The following is a 20,111-nucleotide window of genomic DNA, read 5'->3' as shown; positions in this document are numbered from 1 at the left end:
CAGACAGCACACCTCAAGGTGTTGGCACACACCGGCGCGCAACTCTGGCAAACGGGCAGCGGCGTGGAATGCCTACGCGGGCCGAAGGATCGCGACGAGGAAGTCGGAGTCGTCGGCGAACGGTCGCAGATCCCAAGTGGACAGCAGCAGATCGGGCGCGAACCCCGCGTCCGATGCGTGCCCCAGAAACTCGGTGAACTCGTAGTCGCGGCCGGCACCGAAGCCGATCGCCGCCCGGCCGTCGTCGGCGACGTGGGCACGCAGGCGGTTCAGCACCTGGGCCCGGGTGCTCGGGGCAAGGAACGCCATGACGTTGCCGGCGGACACGACGACGTCGAACGGTTCGACGATGCCGCGCGCGGGCAAGTCCAATTCGGCGAGGTCGCCGACGAGCCAGCGCGGTCCGGGATAATCCTGCTCGGCGGCGGCGATGAGCGCCGGGTCTACGTCGACGCCGACCACCCGGTGGCCGACCTGGGCCAGATATCCGCCCAACCGGCCGGGGCCGCAGCCGGCATCGAGGATGTGGGCACCGCGGGGCGCCAAGGCGTCCACCAGGCGGGCCTCCCCGGCCAGATCGTCACCGGCGCGGGCCATGGCACGGAAACGCTCGATATACCAGTTCGAATGGCCGGGATCGGCGGAAACCTTCTGCATCCAGAGACTCTGCTCGACCATCTGACCATCATTCCAGGACGAATATCGGGATCGTCCTGTCCGTCAGCTTCTGCAACTCGACGTACACGGGGTAGGCCTCGACCGCCGTCTGCCACCACTCCTCGCGTTCGGCGCCGTGGACTTCGCGTGCCGTCAACTCGAAGACCTTGTCGCCGTCTTGCACAGTCACATTCGGGTTGGCCTTGACGTTGTGGTACCACGTCGGGTGCTTCGGGGCTCCTCCGATGGAGCCGACCATCGCGTAGCGTCCGTCCTTTTCCACGCGCATCAGTGGCACGTACCGTTTGAGCCCACTCTTCGCGCCGATCACCGTGAACAGGACGACGGGCCGGTCCAAGATCTCAACGCCATCCGTGGTGCCCTGCGCCAGAATTTGTTCGGTCTGCTCGCGCACCCAGTCGGTAGTGCTGAGCTGTACTTGATCCGTCATGCCCTGCTCAACAACAAAGGGAGTCTGCTGTGTTCCGGCTGATGTTCGTGTCGCCGCGGATCCCGCCGAATACGGGCAACGCCATCCGGACGGCCGCGGCTACCGGCGCCGAATTGCATCTGGTTGAGCCGATGGGCTTCGACCTGTCCGAACCGAAGGTCCGCCGCGCTGGATTGGACTACCACGATCTTGCGTCGGTCACGGTGCACGCGACCCTGCAGGACGCCTGGAGTGCGCTGCTGCCGGCGCGGGTGTTCGCCTTCACCGCGCACGCGTCGACGTCGTACGCCGACGTCGCCTATCGGCCCGGTGACGTGTTGATGTTCGGCCCGGAACCCGACGGGCTGGACGCGGCGACCCTGGCCGACACGCACATCACCGCGCAGGTGCGCATCCCGATGCTGGCGGGCCGGCGCTCACTGAACCTGTCGAACGCCGCGGCGATCGCGATCTACGAAGCGTGGCGCCAGCACGGCTACCCCGGGGCGAGGTAGGGATAATCCCGGGCCCCTTGCCTCGTTCGGCGCCGCCGATCGCGGGGTTCGCGGCCGAGGATCTCGAGGTCCGGCCATCGCAGACCTGAGTTACCAGGTGTTCCAGTGCGTCAGGGTCTCGGCGGGCAGCCGCTTCGCCGGCTTGAAGTCGGTGCCTTTGGTGTAGGCGATCGGGAACAGCCCACCCTGGCTGTAGTCGTCGTAGGGGATGCCGAGCACCTCGGCGGCTTCGCGTTCGCCGTCGCCGACCAGATGCAGCGTCGTCCAGCACGAGCCCAGCCCGCGGGAACGCAGCGCCAGGCAGAAACTCCAGACGGCCGGGAACAGCGAGGCCCAGAATGACACCCCGCCCAGCGGCGACTTGTCTGGACGGCCTTCGAGACACGGGATCAGCAGCACCGGCGCCTCGTGCATGCGCTCGGCAAGGTACAGCGCCGAGTCGACGACCTTGGGCATCCGTTCGCCGCGGGTGTCGCCCTCCGGGTATGCGGGCTTCGGCGTGCTGAGGTAGAGCCGGGCCCGCTCGAGGTAGATGTCGCCGATGGCCTTCTTCTTCTCGGCGTCTTCGACGAACAGCCACTGCCAGCCCTGCGCGTTGGAGCCGGTCGGCGCCTGCAACGCCAGCTCGAGGCATTCGGTCAGGACTTCACGGGACACCGGCTTGTCGAAGTCCAGGCGTTTGCGAACCGAGCGGGTGGTGGTCAGGAGTTCGTCGACGGACAAGTTGAGGGTCATGTATTGGACTCTAGGTCGGTCGACGTCGAGAGTGTCCGCCACGCGTCGATGTCGGCCTCGAGGTCGTCGATCTTGGCCTCCACCGCGGCGACGCAGTCGGTGCCCAGCAGCAGATGCAGGGGCGGCTCGGCGGCCGACGCGATGTCGACGATGGCCGCGGCCGCCTTGATCGGGTCACCGGGCTGGGCGTGGTTGACGTCCGCCGCGTGCGCGCGCACGGCCCCGGCGGTGGATTCGTAGTCGGCGATGACGGTCTCTTCGGTGCCGAGGCTGGACACGTCGAGGAAATCGGTACGGAAATAGCCGGGTTCGACGATCGTGACCCAGATCCCCAGCGGCCGAACCTCTTTGGCCAGCGCCTCGCTGAACCCTTCCATCGCAAACTTGGTCGAGCAGTAGATGCCCCACCCGGGCGAACCGAGCAGTCCGCCGACCGAGCTGATGTTGATGATGTGACCGCAGCGCTGCCGACGCATGATCGGCAGCACCGCCCGCTGCATCGTCAGGGTGCCGAACACGTTGACCTCGTAGACGGCTCGGACCGAGGCGTCGGAAGCCTCCTCGACGGCGCCGAGCAGTCCGCGGCCGGCGTTGTTCACCAGCACGTCGATCCGGCCGAACGCGTCGACCGCCGACCGGACCGCCTGGGCCGCTTGATCGGCATTGGTGACATCGAGGTCGATCGGGAGCAGGGCGTCGCCGGCGTCGGGAAGGTGGGTGAGGATCTGCTCCGCGCGCCGCGCGGTGGCCACCACCCGATCTCCTTGAGCCAGGATCTTGCGGGCGATCTCAAGCCCAAATCCACGAGACGCTCCGGTGAGAAACCACACCTTTTCCGACACTTCTGCTCCTTCTTCTCCCGAGCGTGCCTAGCTCCGCCGTCAAACGGCGCCCAGCGTGCGTTGGCATTGAATCAATACAGCCGATTCCAAGCGATGATCAGAACTCCGATTCGTTCTGAAAGGCACAACCGTCTCTTCGAGTAGTTTACGACGCGCCGGATCGGCGATGCCAACGGCGGCGTGTTCCAGGCGCGAAGAGGGTCTGCAGGTCAAGACCCGAGCGCGCCGAGCCGGCCCCGGGGCGAATTTGATTGCAATAGAATATGTTTCGGTCTACAGCCCGCCGGTCCGAGGGTTGGCTCAACGGAAGTCGCGGGACTTCGAGCCGACGGCCAGGGTGATGCGGCCCAACCGCTCGGCCACGACGGTGACTGCGCCGCTGGCGTTTTGGACCTGACCGCGGACCAGCAGTGCCGGTGCGGTGTTCGCCAGCCTGCGGTGCCGGGCCCACACCCCAGGCGTGCAGAGCACGTTGACCATCCCGGTCTCGTCTTCGAGGTTGATGAACGTCACCCCCTGCGCCGTGGCGGGGCGCTGCCGATGGGTCACCGCGCCGGCGATCAGCACGCGATCGCCGTCGGGCACGCTGAGCAGCGACTCGGCGGGCACGACGCCCATCGCGTCCAGGTCGGCCCGCAGGAACTGCGTCGGGTAGCTGTCCGGGGAGATGCCGGTGGCCCACACGTCGGCGGCGGCCAGCTCCAGCTCGCTCATTCCGGGCAACGCCGGGATGTGCGACGACGACCCCACGCCGGGCAGTCGGTCCGGCCGTTGGGTGGCCGCGGCCCCGGCCGCCCACAGCGCCTCGCGCCGCGACGTCCCGAAGCAGCCCAGCGCCCCGGCCGTCGCCAGCGCTTCGGTCTGCGGCACGGAGAGCTGCAGCCGGGTGGTCAGGTCCAGCAGGGAATCGAACGGGCCGTTGGCTTTTCGCTGCTCGACCAGCTGCTCGGCGAGGTCGTCGCCGATATGGCGAACGGACCCAAGGCCCAGCCGGACGGCGTTCCCCGAATCTTCCAAGGTGGCGTGCGCCAGGCTGGCGTTGACGTCCGGGCCGTGCACCAGCACGCCATGCCGGCGCGCATCGGCCACCAACGACTGCGGAGAATAGAAACCCATCGGCTGCGCGCGCAGCAGCGCGGCGCAGAACGCGGCCGGGTGGTGCAGCTTGTACCAGGACGAGTAGAAGACCAGCGACGCGAAGGACAGCGCATGGCTTTCGGGGAAGCCGAAATTGGCGAAGGCTTCCAGCTTTTCGTAGGTCCGGTCGATCACCTCGTCGGAGGCGCCGTGCAGCCTGCGCATGCCGTCGTAGAACCGGCCACGCAGCCGTCGCATCCGTTCGGTGGAGCGCTTGGACCCCATGGCGCGCCGCAGCTGGTCGGCCTCGGCGGCGGAGAAGCCGGCGCAGTCGACCGCGAGCTGCATCAGCTGCTCCTGAAAGAGCGGCACCCCCAGCGTCTTTCGCAAAGCCGATTCCATGGACGGATGGTCGTAGACGACCGGGTCCATGCCGTTGCGCCGCCGGATGTAGGGATGCACCGACCCGCCCTGGATGGGCCCGGGGCGAATCAGCGCGACCTCGACCACCAGGTCGTAGAACACCCGGGGTTTGAGCCGGGGCAGGGTAGCCATCTGCGCGCGCGACTCCACCTGGAACACCCCGACGGAATCGGCGCGCTGCAGCATCTCGTACACCGCGGGCTCGGAGAGGTCCAGTTTGGCCAGGTCCACCTCGATGCCTTTGTGTTCGGCCACCAGATCTTTCGCGTAGTGCAGCGCCGAGAGCATGCCCAGCCCGAGCAGGTCGAACTTCACCAAACCGATGGCCGCACAATCGTCTTTGTCCCATTGCAGGACGCTGCGGTTCTCCATCCGCGCCCACTCCACCGGGCAGACGTCGGCGATCGGGCGATCACAGATCACCATGCCGCCGGAATGAATGCCCATGTGCCGCGGCAGATTCCGGATCTGGGTGGCCAGTTCGATCACCTGCTCGGGAATACCGTCGAGGTCCGGCGCTGGGTCATTGGAGTCGGGGCCATGCCCGTTCCAGTGGCTGATCTGCTTGCTCCAGGCGTCCTGCTGGCCCTGCGAAAAGCCCAAGGCACGGGCCATGTCGCGCACCGCAATTCGCCCGCGGTAGGTGATGACGTTGGCGACCTGGGCAGCGTAATCCCGGCCGTATTTGCGGTAGACGTACTGGATGACCTTTTCGCGCTGATCCGACTCGATGTCCATGTCGATGTCGGGCGGCCCATCGCGGGCGGGCGACAAGAAGCGCTCGAACAACAGCTCGTTGACCACCGGATCGACGGCGGTGACGCCCAGGGCGTAACAGACCGCGGAGTTGGCCGCCGATCCCCTGCCCTGGCACAGGATGTTGTTCTCCCGGCAGAACCGGGCTATATCGTGCACCACCAGGAAGTAGCCCGGAAACGTCAGTTGAGCAATGACTTTCAGCTCATGCTCGATCTGGGAGTACGCACGCGGCGCGGCCTCGGGGAGGCCGTAGCGGTCGCGCGCTCCGGCCATCACCAACTGCCGCAACCAGCTGTCCTCGGTATACCCGGCGGGCACGTCGAACGGCGGCAGCTGCGGCGCGATGAGTGCCAGCCCGAACGCGCACTGCTCGCCGAGTTCGGCGGCGGCGGTCACCACCTCGGGCCGCTGCGCGAACAGCCGGGCCATCTCCGCACCGGACCGCAGGTGCGAGCCGCCCAGCGGGGCCAGCCATCCGGCGGCCGAGTCCAGCGACTGCCGGGCCCGGATCGCGCCCATCGCCATGGCCAGCCTGCGGCGCGACGGATGGGCGAAATGCGCTCCGGTGGTGGCGACGACGCCGACCCCGAACCGCGGTGCCAGGGCGGCCAGTGTCGCATTGCGCTCGTCGTCGAGGGGCTGGCCGTGATGAGTCAACTCGATGCTGACCCGATGCGCCCCGAAGCGGTCCACCAGATCGGCCAGCGCCTGCGCCGCCGCGTCCGGACCGCCGTCGGAAAGCGCCTGGCGCACACTGCCTTTACGGCATCCCGTCAGGATGTGCCAATGCCCGTCCGCGGCTTCGGTCAACGTGTCGATGTCGAGGCGCAGCTTGCCTTTCTCACCGCCGGCCAGATGTGCGGCGGCCAGCTGCCGCGACAGCCGACGGTAACCCTCCGGGCCGCGGGCCAGCACCAGCAGGTGCGGGCCGGGCGGGTCCGGCTTCTCGGTACGAGCCCCCGAAACCGACGAGGCGCCCAGCGACAACTCGGCGCCGAACACGGTACGCACGTCGAGTTCGGCGGCCGCCTCGGCGAACCGCACCGCCCCGTACAGACCGTTGTGGTCGGTCAGCGCCAGCGCCCGCAGATCCAGCCGGGCGGCCTCCTCGACCAGCTCCTCGGGCGTGCTGGCCCCGTCCAGGAAGCTGTACGCCGAATGCGCGTGCAGCTCGGCATACGGAACGGCAGCAGCGGCGGACGAGCGAGTGCTCCCGGGTTCTCGCGGCGGCGTGTACGTCCCGCGTTTGCGTGACAGCGGACCGTCTTCCGCCGGGCCGGAAGGGGTGGGTGCGCCGGCATGACGCGGCTTGCCGTCGAGCACCCGCTCCATTTCCGCCCAACTCGGCGGCCCGTTGAACCAACCCACTCGTACAGTCTATCGAATGTATGTTCGATTTCGTGCACGGTTGTTAAAGCAGTTGTTAAACGGGGCTTCAACTTCTAAACACAGTCTTAACGGACTTGGATCTACCGCGATGGGGGCGCCGCGACAGATACTGGTACGGGGCAACTAGGGCGGGGTATGAAAATGGTACAACTGACAACGGCTTTGGATACGGGCTTTCGCACGGCCGCGGACCCCGACCGGCAGGCGAGCATGGCGACCGGCGCCGTCGCCATCGTCGACGGCGCCGTACCCAATCTGGAGCAGCTCAAAGCGCTTCTCGCGGAACGAATTCAGTCGATACCGCGATGCACCCAGGTATTGCGAACGCACCCGCTGCGCGGCACCCAGCAATGGATTGACGATCCGGGCTTCGACCTCTCCCATCACCTGCGCCGAGTCGCGGTTCCCCGCCCGGGCGATGAAGCCGACCTGTCGCGGGCGATCGCCTACGCCCTAGAGCGACCCCTCGAGTTGGACCGCCCGCTGTGGGAGTGCTGGCTCATCGAAGGCCTGAAGGGCAAGTGGGCGATCTTGATGAAGGTCCACCACCACCTCGCCGACGCCACTCCCGCGGCCCACCTCCTCACCAGGCTCTGCGACGACGCCGACAGTGAGATGTTCACCAATCCCCCAGCGCCCAAGCAGGATTCGATGCCAGTCCAGAAGTCGGGCTGGGCAGACGCGCTGCTGCGTGCCTCAGCCGTCGCCGGCACCGTCACGAGCACCATGGCCGGTACGATCTGGTCGGCGGCCCGGCTGTCGTCGACCGGCCCGGCGGTCACCATGCGGCGCTACAGCACGGTGCGCGTCCCCCTTGCCGCCGTCGACGCGGTGTGCGGCAAGTTCCGGGTGACCACCAACGACGTCGCACTCGCCGCCATCACCGAGGGCTTCCGCGCCGTGCTGCTGCACCGCGGCGAACAGCCGCGCGCGGGTTCGCTGCGCACGCTGGAGAAGGCCGACGACATCTCGGGCAAGCTGCCGTACCTGCCCGTCGAGCACGAGGATTCGGTGCAGCGCCTGCGGATTGTGCACAGCAGCCTGAACCAGCCCAAGCACCAGAACACCGGGCCGACCATCACGGAACTGGCCGCCAACTACATGCCATTTGCGCTGTGCGCCAAGGCGCTTCAACTGGTACTGAGCCGGCTTCCGCAGCCGGGCATCGTGACTTTGGCCACAAACGCGCCCGGGCCACGCCACCAGTTGGGGCTGATGGGCGCAACGGTGGAACGCTTGCTGCCGATCCCTCCGACCGCTTCGCAGCTGTCCAGCGGAGTCGCGGTGCTGAGCTACGGCGGCGAGCTGATTTTCGGCATCACCGCCGACTACGACGCCGCACCCGAACTCCAGCAGCTCGCGGCCGGCATCGAACGGGAAATGGCGCGACTGACCGCACTGAGCCAAGATTCCGTCCTGCTGTTCACCAAGGATCGGCGCAAGCGACGGACCCGCGCGCTGCGGGGCGGCGTACCCCCGAGCCATCCGACCGCGCGAGCACGCCACTGACCCAACCCGGGCGGCATCGACCATCGTGAGAAGGTTGGTCGTGCCCACATTGGAGCCGGTCACCATCGACCCGCGCCGCCACGATGCGGTGCTGTTTGATCCCGCGTTGCACGTTCCGCAAGCGCTGATCGCCCAGCTGCGGGACGCCGGCGTCGACACCGGCGTCTTCGGGTCGGCCGAGGTCGGGGCACGACCGGGACGCTGCGTCGTCGTCGCGGCGAGCCCGGCGGTGGCCACGGCGGCGCGCGAGGCCGGGTTCGCGCTGGTGATCGAGGTCGGGGACCCGCAGGACTTCAGTGAAATCACCGTGCGCGGCGGGGACCTGCGGATGTCGCAGCTTCCCGACGCGTCGCAGCTCCTCGGCGAGGACATCGCCGCCCGGCAGCCGGCGGTGTTCTTCGACTTCGACGGCACGCTGTCGGACATCGTCGACGATCCGGATTCGGCGCAGCTTGTCGCCGGCGCGGCCAATGCGCTGCAGCGGTTGGCCACCCGCTGTCCGGTCGCGATATTGTCCGGCCGCGACCTCGCCGACGTGACGGCTCGGGTCGGCCTGCCCGGTATCTGGTATGCCGGCAGCCACGGATTCGAACTGACCGCACCCGATGGAACACATCACCAAAACGACACCGCGGCCACGGCCATAGCGGTGCTGGATTCCGCGGCCGCTCAGCTACGCGAGCGACTCGGGTCGATTCCGGGTGTCAGGGTCGAGCACAAGCGGTTCGGCGTTGCCGTGCACTACCGCAACGCGGCGCGAGACCGCGTGGGCGAGGTGACGGCAGCGGTGCGCGCGGCGGGTCAGCGCGACGCGCTTCGGGTGACCACCGGCCGCGAAGTCATCGAGCTGCGTCCGGATGTCGACTGGGACAAGGGAAGAACCCTGCGGTGGGTGCTCGATCACCTGGAGGGCTCGGCGGCCCTGACACCCATCTTTCTCGGCGACGACATCACCGACGAGGACGCGTTCGACGCCGTGCGCGCGGACGGGATACCAATCCTGGTGCGGCACAACGACGACGGCGACCGAGCCACCGCCGCGCTGTTCGCGCTGGACAGTCCGGCCGCCGCCGCCGAGTTCGTCGACCGGCTGGCGCAGCAGTTGAACCGCTAGCTCTGCACGTATTCGACCGCGCCGTCGTCGAGCACCACCCGCGCGGCCTCACCCCCAGCACCTTCGACGCCAGAAGCCGCCTCCGTGCGAAAGACGGCCTTGCCCGGTTCGGTACGCCAGATCAGCGTCGTCAGCGTCTCACCGGGAAACACCGGCGAGCTGAAGCGTGACTCGATCGAGGTGATGTTGGCCGCGACCCCGTTGCCGAGCCCGGCGACCAGCGCGCGGCCCGACACCCCGTAACTGCACAGCCCGTGCAGGATCGGCTTGGGAAACCCGGCCAACTCCCGGGCGAACCACGGGTCGCTGTGCAGCGGGTTGCGGTCACCGGACAGCCGGTAGATCAGCGCCTGGTCCTCGCGGGTGGGCAAAGCGAGGCTGATATCGGGCTCACGATCCGGGAATTCCGGGGCAATGGGACGCTGACCCGGGTGCCCGCCGAATCCGCCCTCGCCGCGGAGCACCAGCGTGGTCAACGTCTCGGCGACCAGCTGCCCCGAGTCCGGGTCGGTGCCGCGGCCGCGCAGCATCACGATCGCGTTCTTGCCCTCGCCCTTGTCCTGCAGGTCGGCGACCTCGGCCACCACCGAGAGCTTGCCCGCCGCGGGCAGTGGCGCGTGCAGACGGATTCCTTGCGAGCCGTGTAACAGCTTGGCCCAGTTGAACTTTCCTATCTTGCTTGCCGCCGCGAACGCGGGGCAGCAGATCACCGCATAGGTGGGCAGCACCTGCTGGGTGATCTCGTGGCTGTTCTCGGTGGTGAGCGACAGGTCGTCGAGTCCCGCGCCGACGCCGAGGGCGTAGAGCAACGTGTCCCGATCGGTCCATTCGAACAACGTCGGCTCGGTCACGGCGCCGATAGCACTCGGGTCAATCGCCATACGGGGCTCCTCTCCATCGACAAGATTCCGGCTTTTCTGCACTCAACCATTGCAAACCCTTCCCCCTGGGGCCGTCGGCAGGGCAGGCTATCGACATGGCCACGCGCAGCATGATCGGAAAGGCGTTCTGGAAAACAGGAGCCGTACTCGTCGTAGCGCTCGTCGTCGGTGCGTGCGGCGGATCGGCGCAGGCGCGCGCCATCACGGTGACCTTCATCCGCAACGCGCAGACTCAAGCCGACGCCGACGGGGTGATCAACACCGACCCGCCCGGCCCCGGCCTCACCGCCGAGGGCAAGGGACAGGCCCAGCAGCTAGCGCATCGGAGCGGCCGCAACGACTTCGACGCCGTCTACGCCTCCGCCATGGCCGAGGCACAGCAGACCGCCGGGCCGCTGGCCGGCGAACTCGGCAAGCAGGTCGAGGTCCTGTCCGGCGTGCAGTCACTGGGCGCCGGCTGGTACAACGGCAAACCCGAAACGATGGCGGGTTCGACGTACTTGTTGGCGCCGGTGGACTGGATCAACGGCGACGTCGCGGACAGCATCCCGGGATCGATCAGCGGGAAGCAGTTCAACGACGAGTTCACCGCCGCGGTGAACAAGGTCTACAACAGCGGCCACAGCAAGCCGGTCGTGTTCTCCCAGGGTGCGGCGATCATGGCGTGGACGCTGATGAACGCCAAAAACGGCAAGAACACCCTGCTGACCAGCCATCCCCTGCCGAACACCGGTCGCGTGGTGATCACCGGCAACCCGACGGACGGCTGGACGCTGGTCGAGTGGGACGGCATCCGCAACTTCAGCTGATCCCCGCTACCATGACTCCATGCGGTATGTCGTTACCGGCGGTACCGGGTTTATCGGTCGCCGCGTCGTAGCTCGCTTGTTGGATACCCGGCCCGATGCGCAAGTGTGGGTCCTGGTCCGGCGCCAGTCGCTGGGACGCTTCGAACGGCTGGCCTCCCACTGGGGTGAGCGCGCCAAACCGCTGGTCGGCGAGCTGCCGGAGCTGGAGCTGTCCGACCAGACGGTCGCCGAGCTGGGCCGGGTCGACCATGTGGTGCACTGCGCGGCGATCTACGACGTCACGGCCGGCGAGGCCGAACAGCGCGCCGCCAACGTCGAGGGCACCCGCGCCGTGATCGGGCTGGCGCAACGGCTCGACGCCACGTTCCATCACGTGTCGTCGATCGCGGTGGCCGGGGATTTCGCCGGCGAGTACACCGAAGACGACTTCGACGTCGGCCAGCAGCTACCCACCGCGTACCACCAGACGAAGTTCGAGGCCGAGTTGCTGGCGCGGTCGCAACCCGGACTGCGCTACCGCATCTACCGCCCGGCCGTCGTGGTCGGCGATTCGCGCACCGGCGAGATGGACAAGATCGACGGCCCCTATTACTTCTTCGGCGTGCTGGCCAAGCTGGCCGTGTTGCCGTCGCTGACCCCGATCCTGCTGCCTGACACCGGGCGCACCAACATCGTCCCGGTCGACTACGTCGTCGACGCGCTCGTAGCACTGCTGCACGCCGACGGTTACGATGGCCAGACGTTCCACCTGACCTCGCCGGAAACCATTGGGCTGCGCGGCATTTACCGCGGCATCGCCAAGACCGCGGGACTGCCACCGCTTCGCGGCTCGTTGCCTCGTTCGATCGCCGCGCCGGTGCTGAAGGCCCGTGGACGCGCCAGACGGGTGCGCAACATGGCGGCCACCCAGCTCGGGATTCCCGCCGAGGTGCTGGACCTCGTGGACCTGGCTCCCACCTTCGTCAGCGAGGCGACGCAAAACGCGTTGCGCGGCAGCGGAATCGAAGTCCCCGATTTTGCCAGCTACGCACCCAAGCTGTGGCGGTACTGGGCCGAGCATCTCGATCCCGATCGCGCCCGCCGCGACGACCCGCAGGGTCCGCTGCAGGGCCGGCACGTGATCATCACCGGCGCATCCAGCGGTATCGGCCGCGCCTCGGCGATCGCGGTCGCCGAGCGCGGGGCGACGGTGTTCGCGCTGGCCCGCAACGGCTCCGCACTCGACGAGCTGGTCGCCGAGGTTCGCGCCAACGGCGGCCAGGCCCACGCATTCACCTGCGACGTCACCGATTCGGCGTCGGTGGAGCACACCATCAAGGACATCCTGGGCCAGTTCGGTCATGTCGACTACCTGGTGAACAACGCGGGCCGTTCGATTCGCCGTTCGGTGGTCAACTCCACCGATCGGCTGCACGACTACGAGCGGGTGATGGCCGTCAACTACTTCGGCGCGGTCCGAATGGTGCTCGCGCTGCTCCCGCACTGGCGGGAACGCCGGTTCGGTCACGTGGTCAACGTCTCCAGTGCGGGCGTGTTGGCCCGTAATCCGAAGTACAGCTCGTATCTGCCGACGAAGGCCGCGCTGGACGCGTTCTCCGACGTGGTCGCCTCGGAGACGCTGTCCGACCACATCACATTCACCAACATCCATATGCCACTGGTCAAGACGCCCATGATCGTGCCGTCGCAGCGGCTCAACCCGGTGGCGCCGATCAGCCCCGAACGGGCGGCGGCGATGGTGGTGCGCGGGCTGGTCGAAAAGCCGGCGCGCATCGACACTCCGCTGGGCACGCTCGCCGAGGCGGGCAACTACCTCGTGCCCAGGACTTCGCGGCGAATCCTGCACCAGGTCTATCTGGGTTACCCTGATTCTGCTGCCGCGCTGGGAGTTTCGCCGGACAGCAGCGACGCAAAGAGCGTACGCCGGCGACCCAGGCGCCCGGCGCGCGGCGTCGGCCGCATCGGGATCCCCCGACCGGTCCGCAAGGCGGTCCGCCTGGTGCCCGGAGTTCATTGGTGACCGAACCCTCGCCGGTGTTCGCCGATGTCGACACCGGTGTCGACGACGCGTTGGCCTTGATATACCTGCTGGCCAGCCCGGACGCCGACCTGGTCGGCATCGCCTCGACCGGTGGAAACGTCGGTGTACAACAGGTTTGCGCCAACAATCTGGGCCTGCTCGAGCTGTGCCGGGTCACCGGCGTCCCGGTGTCGAAGGGGGCTGACGAAACCCTCACCGGCCCACTGCGCACGCCCTCGCAAGTCCACGGCCCGCGGGGCCTGGGGTATGCCGACGTACCGCCGAGCGACGCTGCGCTGACCGAGCACGACTCGGCGACCGCCTGGGTGCGCGCGGCACAGGCGCATCCCGGCGAGCTGATCGGCGTGGCGACCGGCCCGCTGACGAATCTGGCGCTGGCGCTGCGTGCCGAGCCCGCACTGCCGAACCTGTTGCGCCGGTTGGTCATCATGGGCGGCTCCTATGACCACATCGGCAATACGACCGCCGTGGCGGAATGGAATATCAGCGTGGATCCCGAGGCGGCCGCCGAGGTGTTCGCGGCCTGGTCGGCTGAAAATGTTGGACCGCAGCGGCTTCCGATCTTGTGCGGCTTGGACCTGACCCGCAACGTAGCGATCACACCGGAAATCCTGGCGAGATTGGCGGACGCCGCAGGATCGACGTCGACGATGATGAGCGTCGACGACAAACGGGGAACCCGCTCGACGGCGTCCAATCCGGTGATCCGGGTAATCGAAGACGCGATGCGGTTCTATCTCGAGGGCTACTACGACAACGGGCACGGATTTCTGGCGCATCTGCACGACCCCCTGGCCGCGGCGGTGGCGTTGGACCCCGAACTCATCGCAACCCGTTCCGGCCGGGTGGACGTCGAGTTGGCCGGGACGCTGACCCGCGGCATGACGGTGACCGACTGGCGCCGGGAACCCAACGCGCGCATCGGTGTTGGCGTCGACCCGGCGGTGTTCTTCGACCGGTTCATCGAACGCGTGGGGCCGTTCGCGCGTCGACTCTCCCCGTGACTTCAGCAACTATGGAGTGACTTCAGCGACTATGGAATAGTGGCGTACCTGCGCGGGGTTGCGTTAGTCAGCACGGAAGGACCTACGCAATGACAGAGCTGGTCACGGGGAAAGCATTACCGAATGTGGTGGTTACCGGCATCGCCATGTCCACCGCACTGGCTACCGACGCCGAGAGCACTTGGAAGTTGTTGCTGGACAGCCAAAGCGGCATCCGCACTCTTGAAGACTCGTTTGTCGAAGTCTATGACCTGCCGGTACGCATCGGCGGGCACCTGCACGAGGATTTCGACCACGGATTGACGCGCGCCGAGCGGCACCGGATGGGGTGGCTGCAGAAGATGGCAGCCATCTTGAGCCGCCGGGTGTGGGAGAACGCCGGTTCACCCGAGGTCGACCCCAACCGGTTGCTGGTTTCTGTCGGCACCGGCCTGGGCTCGGCCGAACAAATCGTCTTCAGCTACGACGACATACGCGCGCGCGGCGGCAAGGCGGTCTCCCCGCTTGCGGTGGCCAAGTACATGCCTAATGGCCCCGCCGCGGCAATCGGCCTGGAACGACGCGCCAGGGGCGGGATACTCACCCCGGTTTCGGCGTGCGCGTCCGGTTCGGAAGGCCTCGCCCAGGCCTGGCGCAATATCGTCCTGGGCGAGGCCGACATCGCGATTTGCGGCGGCGTCGAGGTCAGGATCGAGGCGGTGGCGATCGCGGCGTTTGCCCAGATGCGCATCGTGATGTCGACCCGCAACGACGACCCCGCCGGGGCCTGCCGACCGTTTGACCGGGATCGGACCGGCTTCGTGTTCGGCGAGGCCGGCGCGCTGATGGTGATCGAGACCGAGGAGCACGCGAAAGCCCGAGGCGCCAACATCCTGGCCCGGATCATGGGCGCCAGCATCACCTCGGACGGCTACCACATGGTGGCACCGGACCCCAACGGCGCGCGCGCCGGGCACGCGATCAGCCGGGCGATTCAGCTGGCCGGGCTGACACCTGAGGACATCGATCACGTCAATGCCCACGCCACGGGCACCTCGGTGGGTGATCTGGCCGAGGGCAAGGCCATCAACAACGCGCTGGGCAGCACCAGGCCGGCGGTCTACGCGCCCAAGGCCGCGCTGGGCCATTCGGTGGGTGCGGTCGGCGCGGTGGAGTCCATCCTGACCGTGCTGGCGCTACGGGATCAGGTGGTGCCGCCGACACTGAATTTGGAAAATCTCGATCCAGAGATCGACTTGGACGTGGTGTCCGGCAAGCCACGGCCCGGTGATTACCGGTACGCGATCAACAACTCGTTCGGCTTCGGCGGCCACAATGTGGCCATAGCTTTCGGCCGGTACTGACAGCTCCTTACTCGTAGATCCCTTCGAGATACCACCGGCGCCGGCGATAGCACAGCAGCAATGCCCGCTCGCTCTCCAGCAATACCTGGACGCGGGCGGTGTGGCCCGTCGATCGATCCGGATCCCACCATCGCTCGTCGACCGGCCACGGTCCGGCCCACCAGCGCAGCGGATCGTCCTGGCCGCGGGCGACCAGGCGCGCCGGGTCCGCGGAGAACATCCCCCGGCTGGTCACCCGTATCGGATTCCCGTGGGCATCGAGCAATTCCACCGGATCGTCGAGCAATACCGCCGGTGACGGATCTGGCAGCTGACCGGGCCACGGCAACCCCGGGTCGGCGTGCGGCACCGGCTCATCACCCAGCGGAGTCAGCGTGATGCGTTCGGCCGGTCCGCGGCCTCCGGACAACACCGGTACCCGCACCGCCTCCGGGCCGAGCAGGCCCTGCACCCGCACCAGCGCCCGGCGGGCCCGCAGCCTGTCCTCCTCACCGAGGCCACCCCACAACGGCAGCTGCAGCGCCTCGGCGGACACCACCTCTACCGCCCGCAGCCGCAACAATGTCACCGCCGCGGTTGGGCGGGGGTTGCGGGTAGTCCGGTTGCTCAACCACCCGTCCAGTTGCCAGCGCACCCGATCGGCGGTGGCGTCCTCGGTCAGCGGCTCGGCGCACCGCCACACCCGGTTCAGTTCTTCGCCGTTGGCGGTGACGGCATGAATGGACAGCCGGGTGCATCCCACTCCGGCGGACATCAGCATCTGGTGCAGCGTGCCGGCCAGCGAACGTCCGGCGAATGCCGCGGCATCGACCCGGTCGATCGGCGGATCGCAGTCCAGCACGGCCTCGAGTTCGGCCGGCGGCTCCCGCCCGGACGGCCCCCGCTCGGGTTCGCCGCGCGCGAACCGGTGCGCGCTCACCCCGTCGGCGCCGAATCTGGAAGCCACGTCGGTAGCCGGCAACGCGGCGAACTGCCCGATAGTGCGAATCCCTAACCTCCACAACAGATCCGTGAGTTCCTCTCGCCCCGGACCGGACAGGCTCGGCTCGGTGGCCAGCTGCCGGATCGACAGCACCGACAGAAACTTCGCGTCGCCGCCCGCTCGGACGACACGGCCGACACGGGCGGCGAAGACCGCGGTGGACAGCTGGTCGGCGATCCCGACCTGACACTCGGCGCCGGCCACTGAACTCACCGCCACCGCATCGACCAACCGCTCGGCGGCCTGAACCTCGGACCCGAAATAGCGGGCCGCCCCGCGCACCGGCAACACCAGGAGCCCGGGCCGCAGCACCTCGGCACGGGGCACCAGATCGTCGACCGCCGCGACCACCCCTTCGAAAAAGCGGGCATCGCGGTCAGCGTCGGCGGTGGCGACATGCAGTTGCGGGCAACGGGCCGCCGCCTCCCGGCGTCGCAACCCTCGCCGCACTCCGGCCGCACGGGCCGCCGACGAGCAGGCGATCACCCGGTTGGCCAGAGTGACCGCGACCGGGGCCGTCACCGATTGGCCCGCTGCTGCCGCCGCCGCAACCGCGGGCCAGTCCATGCACCAGATAGCCAGCACCCGGGAAGACATCCGATTCACCCGGTTCGCGTTCGGCCGATCACCCGTCTCCCCGCGCACACCCCGCTGACCTGCAGCCGCACTCCGCTGATTCGTCCGAATCCGCAGACGGGGGCGCCCCGATCACCCGCCGTGATCTCGTAGCCGCAGACCCGGGCCTGAAGCCGCGTCGGCGCCCCTTGCCAGTCGCCGTCGGTGACCAGGAGCGTGCAGCCCTTGAGGCGGGCGCGTGCCACGACTGCCCGCGCCCGGGTCAGCGGCACCCGGCGCCCACCCAGACCGAGCACCACCAGATCCATACCGTCGATGAGCACCGCGGCCACCTCCACCGGATCGGTCCCGGGATCCGGTATCACCGCGAGCCGGCTCAGATCCGCCCCCATCTCCACCGCGGCCAGCAGCCCGATATCGGGCTGACCGACGATGGCCGCGTTCCCTCCGGCCGCCGTGACCGCGGCGACCATGCTCAGCAGTAGCGACCGTGCTCCGGACAGCACCGCCACCGTCCCCCGGGGCAACTGTGTGGGCAGCGCGTCGGCCAGCCACGCCGGGACCGGCAGTTGGGATTCCGATTCCGGCAGCAGATCATCGGCACGGGCAACGGCCGCCGCGGGCGCCTTCCCGGACAACACCGCGATCTGCCGGCGTAAAGATTCGAGCTGTTGAGCGCGATCCTGGTCGGAGGCGACAGCCGCCGTCATATAGCCTCCTACCAGCGGTTCCTGCACTATATTCGAATATATGTTCGATTGATTCGAGTAAACACCCACCCGCCGACAACCGTCAAGAAACGGGAGATGCTGCTTATGCGGTCGGTGCTGCTGTGGCTCCTGGTGCTACTTTGTGCCGCCATCGTGACGGCCACTCCGGCCCAAGGTGACTGTCAACCGGCCGAGTTCTTCGTCACCGACAATGCCGATCCCCTGTTCGAGACGCAGGCCGACGTGACGATCACCCAGGGCGGTGTCGCGACGACGGGATCGACGCCGCTCGACGGGGTGTACTGGTCCACCGCGCTGCAGCGGGTCACCGCTGAGCGTTCGCGCGAATTCCATCTGTGCGGCGCCGGCGAGCCCGCCCTGCACGTCGCCGCCGAGGCACTGCGCCGTCAGTTCGATCAGGAATCGGTGCTGTCTTTCGACTACCTGCCGCAGCACGCACCGGAACAGAACGCGATCATCATCACCGTCCCGGACGTCGACATCGAGCGACTCGGCACCGCGCTGGGCGCCGACCCGGCGGCTCGCACCCGGCTGCGCGGCGGATCCGTCACCGCGACCGACCACACCATGATCCTGGTCGCCGGAAACGACGATCGCGATATCGCCCGCCGGCTCGTCATCCAGGCCGGCGGCAACTGGAGCGCGGCCGGCATTGCTTATGGCAGAAGCGAATTCGTGGAATAGCGCAGAGCGGCGGGTTACTCCCACTCGATGGTGCCGGGCGGCTTGCTGGTGATGTCCAGCACCACGCGGTTGACCTCGGCCACCTCGTTGGTGATCCGGGTCGAGATGCGCTCCAACACCTCATAGGGCACCCGGGTCCAGTCGGCGGTCATGGCGTCCTCGCTGGACACCGGCCGCAACACGATCGGGTGCCCGTAGGTGCGACCATCGCCCTGGACGCCGACCGAGCGCACCTCACCCAGCAGCACCACCGGGCACTGCCAGATCAGGTTGTCGAGGCCTGCGGCGGTCAACTCCTCGCGGGCGATCGAGTCGGCGCGACGCAGCGTGTCCAGCCGCTTGGCCGTGACCTCGCCGACGATCCGAATGCCCAACCCTGGACCCGGAAATGGTTGGCGCCCAACGATTTCCTCCGGTAACCCCAGCTCCCGCCCGACAGCGCGCACCTCGTCTTTGAACAGCAGCCGCAGCGGCTCGACGAGCTTGAACTTCAGGTCGTCGGGCAGACCGCCGACGTTGTGGTGGCTCTTGATGTTCGCGGTACCGCTGCCGCCGCCAGACTCCACCACGTCCGGATACAGCGTGCCCTGCACCAGGAAATCGACGCCAGAACCGTCCTGTGCCCCCTCGTCTTGCAAGATGTCTCGCACCGCGCCCTCGAAGGCCCGGATGAATTGGCGACCGATGATCTTGCGCTTGCCTTCGGGGTTGGTCACGCCCGCCAGCGCCTCGAGGAAGGTGTCGGCCGCGTCGACGGTGACCAGGTTGGCGCCGGTGGCGGCGACGAAATCGCGCTGCACCTGTGCGCGCTCACCGGCCCGCAACAGCCCATGGTCGACGAAGACGCAGGTCAGCCGGTCGCCGATGGCGCGCTGCACCAGCGCGGCAGCCACCGCGGAATCCACCCCGCCGGACAACCCGCAGATCGCATGGCCGTCGCCGATCTGGGCCCGCACCTGTTCGGTCAGCGCCTCGGCGATGTTGGCGGCCGTCCACTGGGCACCGATACCGGCGAAGTCGTGCAGAAATCGGCTGAGCACCTGCTGCCCGTGCGGGCTGTGCATCACCTCCGGGTGGTACTGCACGCCGGCCAGTCGCCGGGCCCGGTTCTCGAAGCCGGCAACCGCCGCACCCGGGCTGCTGGCCACCACGTCGAATCCCTCGGGCGCCGCCGTGACCGCGTCACCGTGGCTCATCCATACCGGCTGCACCGCGGGCAGGCCCGAATGCAGTTCGCCGCCAACCACTTTCAGTTCGGTTCGGCCGTACTCGCTGGTGCCGGTGTGGGCGACGGTGCCACCCAGCGCCTGGGCCATCGCCTGAAACCCGTAGCAGATGCCGAACACCGGAACACCGAGATCGAACACGGCCGGGTCCAGTTGCGGGGCGCCTTCGGCGTACACACTGGCCGGCCCGCCGGACAGCACCAGGGCCACCGGATCCTTGGCTTTGATCTCGTCGACCGAGGCGGTGTGCGGAATGACCTCCGAAAAGACCCGCGCTTCCCGGACGCGACGGGCGATCAACTGCGCGTACTGCGCGCCGAAATCGACCACCAGTACCGGTCGGGTCGCCGGGGCGGGATTGTCGAGATCAGCAGGTTCAGCCAC

17 protein-coding genes are annotated in these 20,111 nt (G+C 68.0%); 8 read left to right on the top strand and 9 right to left on the bottom strand.

All coding sequences use genetic code 11. The features are described from left to right. Nucleotides 1-72: 72 nt before the first annotated feature. On the bottom strand, nt 73-678 hold the full coding sequence (locus OK015_RS07225; protein ID WP_268130315.1) for a class I SAM-dependent methyltransferase: 606 nt from the start codon (nt 676-678) through the stop codon (nt 73-75). 7 nt (nt 679-685) lie between these two features. Then, nucleotides 686-1,108: a nitroreductase family deazaflavin-dependent oxidoreductase gene (locus OK015_RS07220; protein WP_268130314.1), complete on the bottom strand. Its 423-nt coding sequence runs from the start codon at nt 1,106-1,108 to the stop codon at nt 686-688. Between the two features lie 29 nt (nt 1,109-1,137). Here OK015_RS07220 and OK015_RS07215 point away from each other — a divergent pair, with 29 nt between their 5' ends. Next, nucleotides 1,138-1,602: a tRNA (cytidine(34)-2'-O)-methyltransferase gene (locus OK015_RS07215; RefSeq protein ID WP_268130313.1), complete on the top strand. Its 465-nt coding sequence runs from the start codon at nt 1,138-1,140 to the stop codon at nt 1,600-1,602. Between the two features lie 90 nt (nt 1,603-1,692). Here OK015_RS07215 and OK015_RS07210 read toward each other — a convergent pair whose 3' ends face one another. From OK015_RS07210 to OK015_RS07200, 3 genes are all read right to left on the bottom strand, one after another. Then, nucleotides 1,693-2,337, bottom strand: coding sequence for a nitroreductase family protein (locus OK015_RS07210; RefSeq protein WP_268130311.1), 645 nt, complete (start codon nt 2,335-2,337; stop codon nt 1,693-1,695). Further along, on the bottom strand, nt 2,334-3,179 hold the full coding sequence (locus OK015_RS07205) for an oxidoreductase (RefSeq protein WP_268130309.1): 846 nt from the start codon (nt 3,177-3,179) through the stop codon (nt 2,334-2,336). The genes OK015_RS07210 and OK015_RS07205 overlap by 4 nt, the downstream gene beginning before the upstream one ends. Nucleotides 3,180-3,479: 300 nt before the next feature. Beyond that, nucleotides 3,480-6,806, bottom strand: coding sequence for an error-prone DNA polymerase (locus OK015_RS07200; RefSeq protein WP_268130307.1), 3,327 nt, complete (start codon nt 6,804-6,806; stop codon nt 3,480-3,482). 162 nt (nt 6,807-6,968) lie between these two features. On the opposite strand from OK015_RS07200, the gene OK015_RS07195 reads away from it, so the two are divergent. Together OK015_RS07195 and otsB are read left to right on the top strand one after the other, a co-directional pair. Next, nucleotides 6,969-8,336 (top strand): wax ester/triacylglycerol synthase family O-acyltransferase, encoded by a 1,368-nt coding sequence (locus OK015_RS07195; RefSeq protein WP_268132505.1) that lies wholly within the window; start codon nt 6,969-6,971, stop codon nt 8,334-8,336. A gap of 40 nt (nt 8,337-8,376) precedes the next feature. After that, a complete protein-coding gene (gene otsB, locus OK015_RS07190) occupies nt 8,377-9,450 on the top strand; it encodes a trehalose-phosphatase (RefSeq protein WP_268130306.1) in 1,074 nt (357 codons plus the stop codon). Here otsB and OK015_RS07185 read toward each other — a convergent pair. Beyond that, nucleotides 9,447-10,331: a MaoC/PaaZ C-terminal domain-containing protein gene (locus tag OK015_RS07185; RefSeq protein WP_268130305.1), complete on the bottom strand. Its 885-nt coding sequence runs from the start codon at nt 10,329-10,331 to the stop codon at nt 9,447-9,449. The genes otsB and OK015_RS07185 overlap by 4 nt on opposite strands. Nucleotides 10,332-10,426: 95 nt before the next feature. Between OK015_RS07185 and OK015_RS07180 the strand changes: the two genes are divergently transcribed. The 4 genes from OK015_RS07180 (at nt 10,427) to kasB (ending at nt 15,528) form a co-directional block, all read left to right on the top strand. Beyond that, nucleotides 10,427-11,140, top strand: a complete 714-nt coding sequence (locus OK015_RS07180; protein WP_268130303.1) for a histidine phosphatase family protein — start codon at nt 10,427-10,429, stop codon at nt 11,138-11,140. A 19-nt stretch (nt 11,141-11,159) separates the two neighbouring features. Continuing rightward, nucleotides 11,160-13,160 (top strand): SDR family oxidoreductase, encoded by a 2,001-nt coding sequence (locus tag OK015_RS07175; protein ID WP_268130301.1) that lies wholly within the window; start codon nt 11,160-11,162, stop codon nt 13,158-13,160. Continuing rightward, nucleotides 13,157-14,185, top strand: coding sequence for a nucleoside hydrolase (locus tag OK015_RS07170; protein WP_268130300.1), 1,029 nt, complete (start codon nt 13,157-13,159; stop codon nt 14,183-14,185). Before OK015_RS07175 ends, OK015_RS07170 begins: the two co-directional genes overlap by 4 nt. Nucleotides 14,186-14,274: 89 nt before the next feature. Continuing rightward, nucleotides 14,275-15,528, top strand: a complete 1,254-nt coding sequence (gene kasB / locus OK015_RS07165) for a 3-oxoacyl-ACP synthase KasB (RefSeq protein ID WP_268130298.1) — start codon at nt 14,275-14,277, stop codon at nt 15,526-15,528. A 7-nt stretch (nt 15,529-15,535) separates the two neighbouring features. On the opposite strand, the gene OK015_RS07160 is transcribed toward kasB, so the two are convergent. Both OK015_RS07160 and OK015_RS07155 read right to left on the bottom strand, forming a co-directional pair. Next, nucleotides 15,536-17,107, bottom strand: a complete 1,572-nt coding sequence (locus OK015_RS07160; protein ID WP_268130296.1) for a DNA polymerase Y family protein — start codon at nt 17,105-17,107, stop codon at nt 15,536-15,538. A gap of 5 nt (nt 17,108-17,112) precedes the next feature. Further along, nucleotides 17,113-17,796, bottom strand: coding sequence for a hypothetical protein (locus OK015_RS07155; RefSeq protein ID WP_268130294.1), 684 nt, complete (start codon nt 17,794-17,796; stop codon nt 17,113-17,115). Nucleotides 17,797-17,892: 96 nt separating this feature from the next. On the opposite strand from OK015_RS07155, the gene OK015_RS07150 reads away from it, so the two are divergent. Further along, nucleotides 17,893-18,501 carry a hypothetical protein gene (locus tag OK015_RS07150; protein WP_442791216.1) on the top strand — a complete coding sequence of 203 codons (609 nt, stop codon included), beginning with the start codon at nt 17,893-17,895 and terminating at the stop codon, nt 18,499-18,501. Between the two features lie 14 nt (nt 18,502-18,515). Here OK015_RS07150 and guaA read toward each other — a convergent pair whose 3' ends face one another. Beyond that, complete coding sequence (gene guaA / locus OK015_RS07145) at nt 18,516-20,111, bottom strand: glutamine-hydrolyzing GMP synthase (protein WP_268130292.1); 1,596 nt, start codon at nt 20,109-20,111, stop codon at nt 18,516-18,518.

The organism is Mycobacterium sp. Aquia_216, from assembly GCF_026723865.1.
Classification (GTDB): domain Bacteria; phylum Actinomycetota; class Actinomycetes; order Mycobacteriales; family Mycobacteriaceae; genus Mycobacterium.
The sequence above is the reverse complement of the archived record's forward strand: the minus strand, read 5'-3'. Positions and strand labels throughout refer to the sequence as shown.

Excerpts from the sequence above, each read along its gene's own strand:
- OK015_RS07210 (WP_268130311.1), bottom strand. The coding sequence starts at position 2,337 with ATGACCCTCAACTTGTCCGTCGACGAACTCCTGACCACCACCCGCTCG.
- OK015_RS07195 (WP_268132505.1), top strand. The coding sequence starts at position 6,969 with ATGGTACAACTGACAACGGCTTTGGATACGGGCTTTCGCACGGCCGCG.
- OK015_RS07225 (WP_268130315.1), bottom strand. The coding sequence starts at position 678 with ATGGTCGAGCAGAGTCTCTGGATGCAGAAGGTTTCCGCCGATCCCGGC.
- OK015_RS07180 (WP_268130303.1), top strand. The coding sequence starts at position 10,427 with ATGGCCACGCGCAGCATGATCGGAAAGGCGTTCTGGAAAACAGGAGCC.
- OK015_RS07160 (WP_268130296.1), bottom strand. The coding sequence starts at position 17,107 with ATGTCTTCCCGGGTGCTGGCTATCTGGTGCATGGACTGGCCCGCGGTT.
- OK015_RS07220 (WP_268130314.1), bottom strand. The coding sequence starts at position 1,108 with ATGACGGATCAAGTACAGCTCAGCACTACCGACTGGGTGCGCGAGCAG.
- OK015_RS07155 (WP_268130294.1), bottom strand. The coding sequence starts at position 17,796 with ATGACGGCGGCTGTCGCCTCCGACCAGGATCGCGCTCAACAGCTCGAA.
- kasB (WP_268130298.1), top strand. The coding sequence starts at position 14,275 with ATGACAGAGCTGGTCACGGGGAAAGCATTACCGAATGTGGTGGTTACC.
- OK015_RS07185 (WP_268130305.1), bottom strand. The coding sequence starts at position 10,331 with ATGGCGATTGACCCGAGTGCTATCGGCGCCGTGACCGAGCCGACGTTG.
- OK015_RS07150 (WP_442791216.1), top strand. The coding sequence starts at position 17,893 with ATGCTGCTTATGCGGTCGGTGCTGCTGTGGCTCCTGGTGCTACTTTGT.
- OK015_RS07175 (WP_268130301.1), top strand. The coding sequence starts at position 11,160 with ATGCGGTATGTCGTTACCGGCGGTACCGGGTTTATCGGTCGCCGCGTC.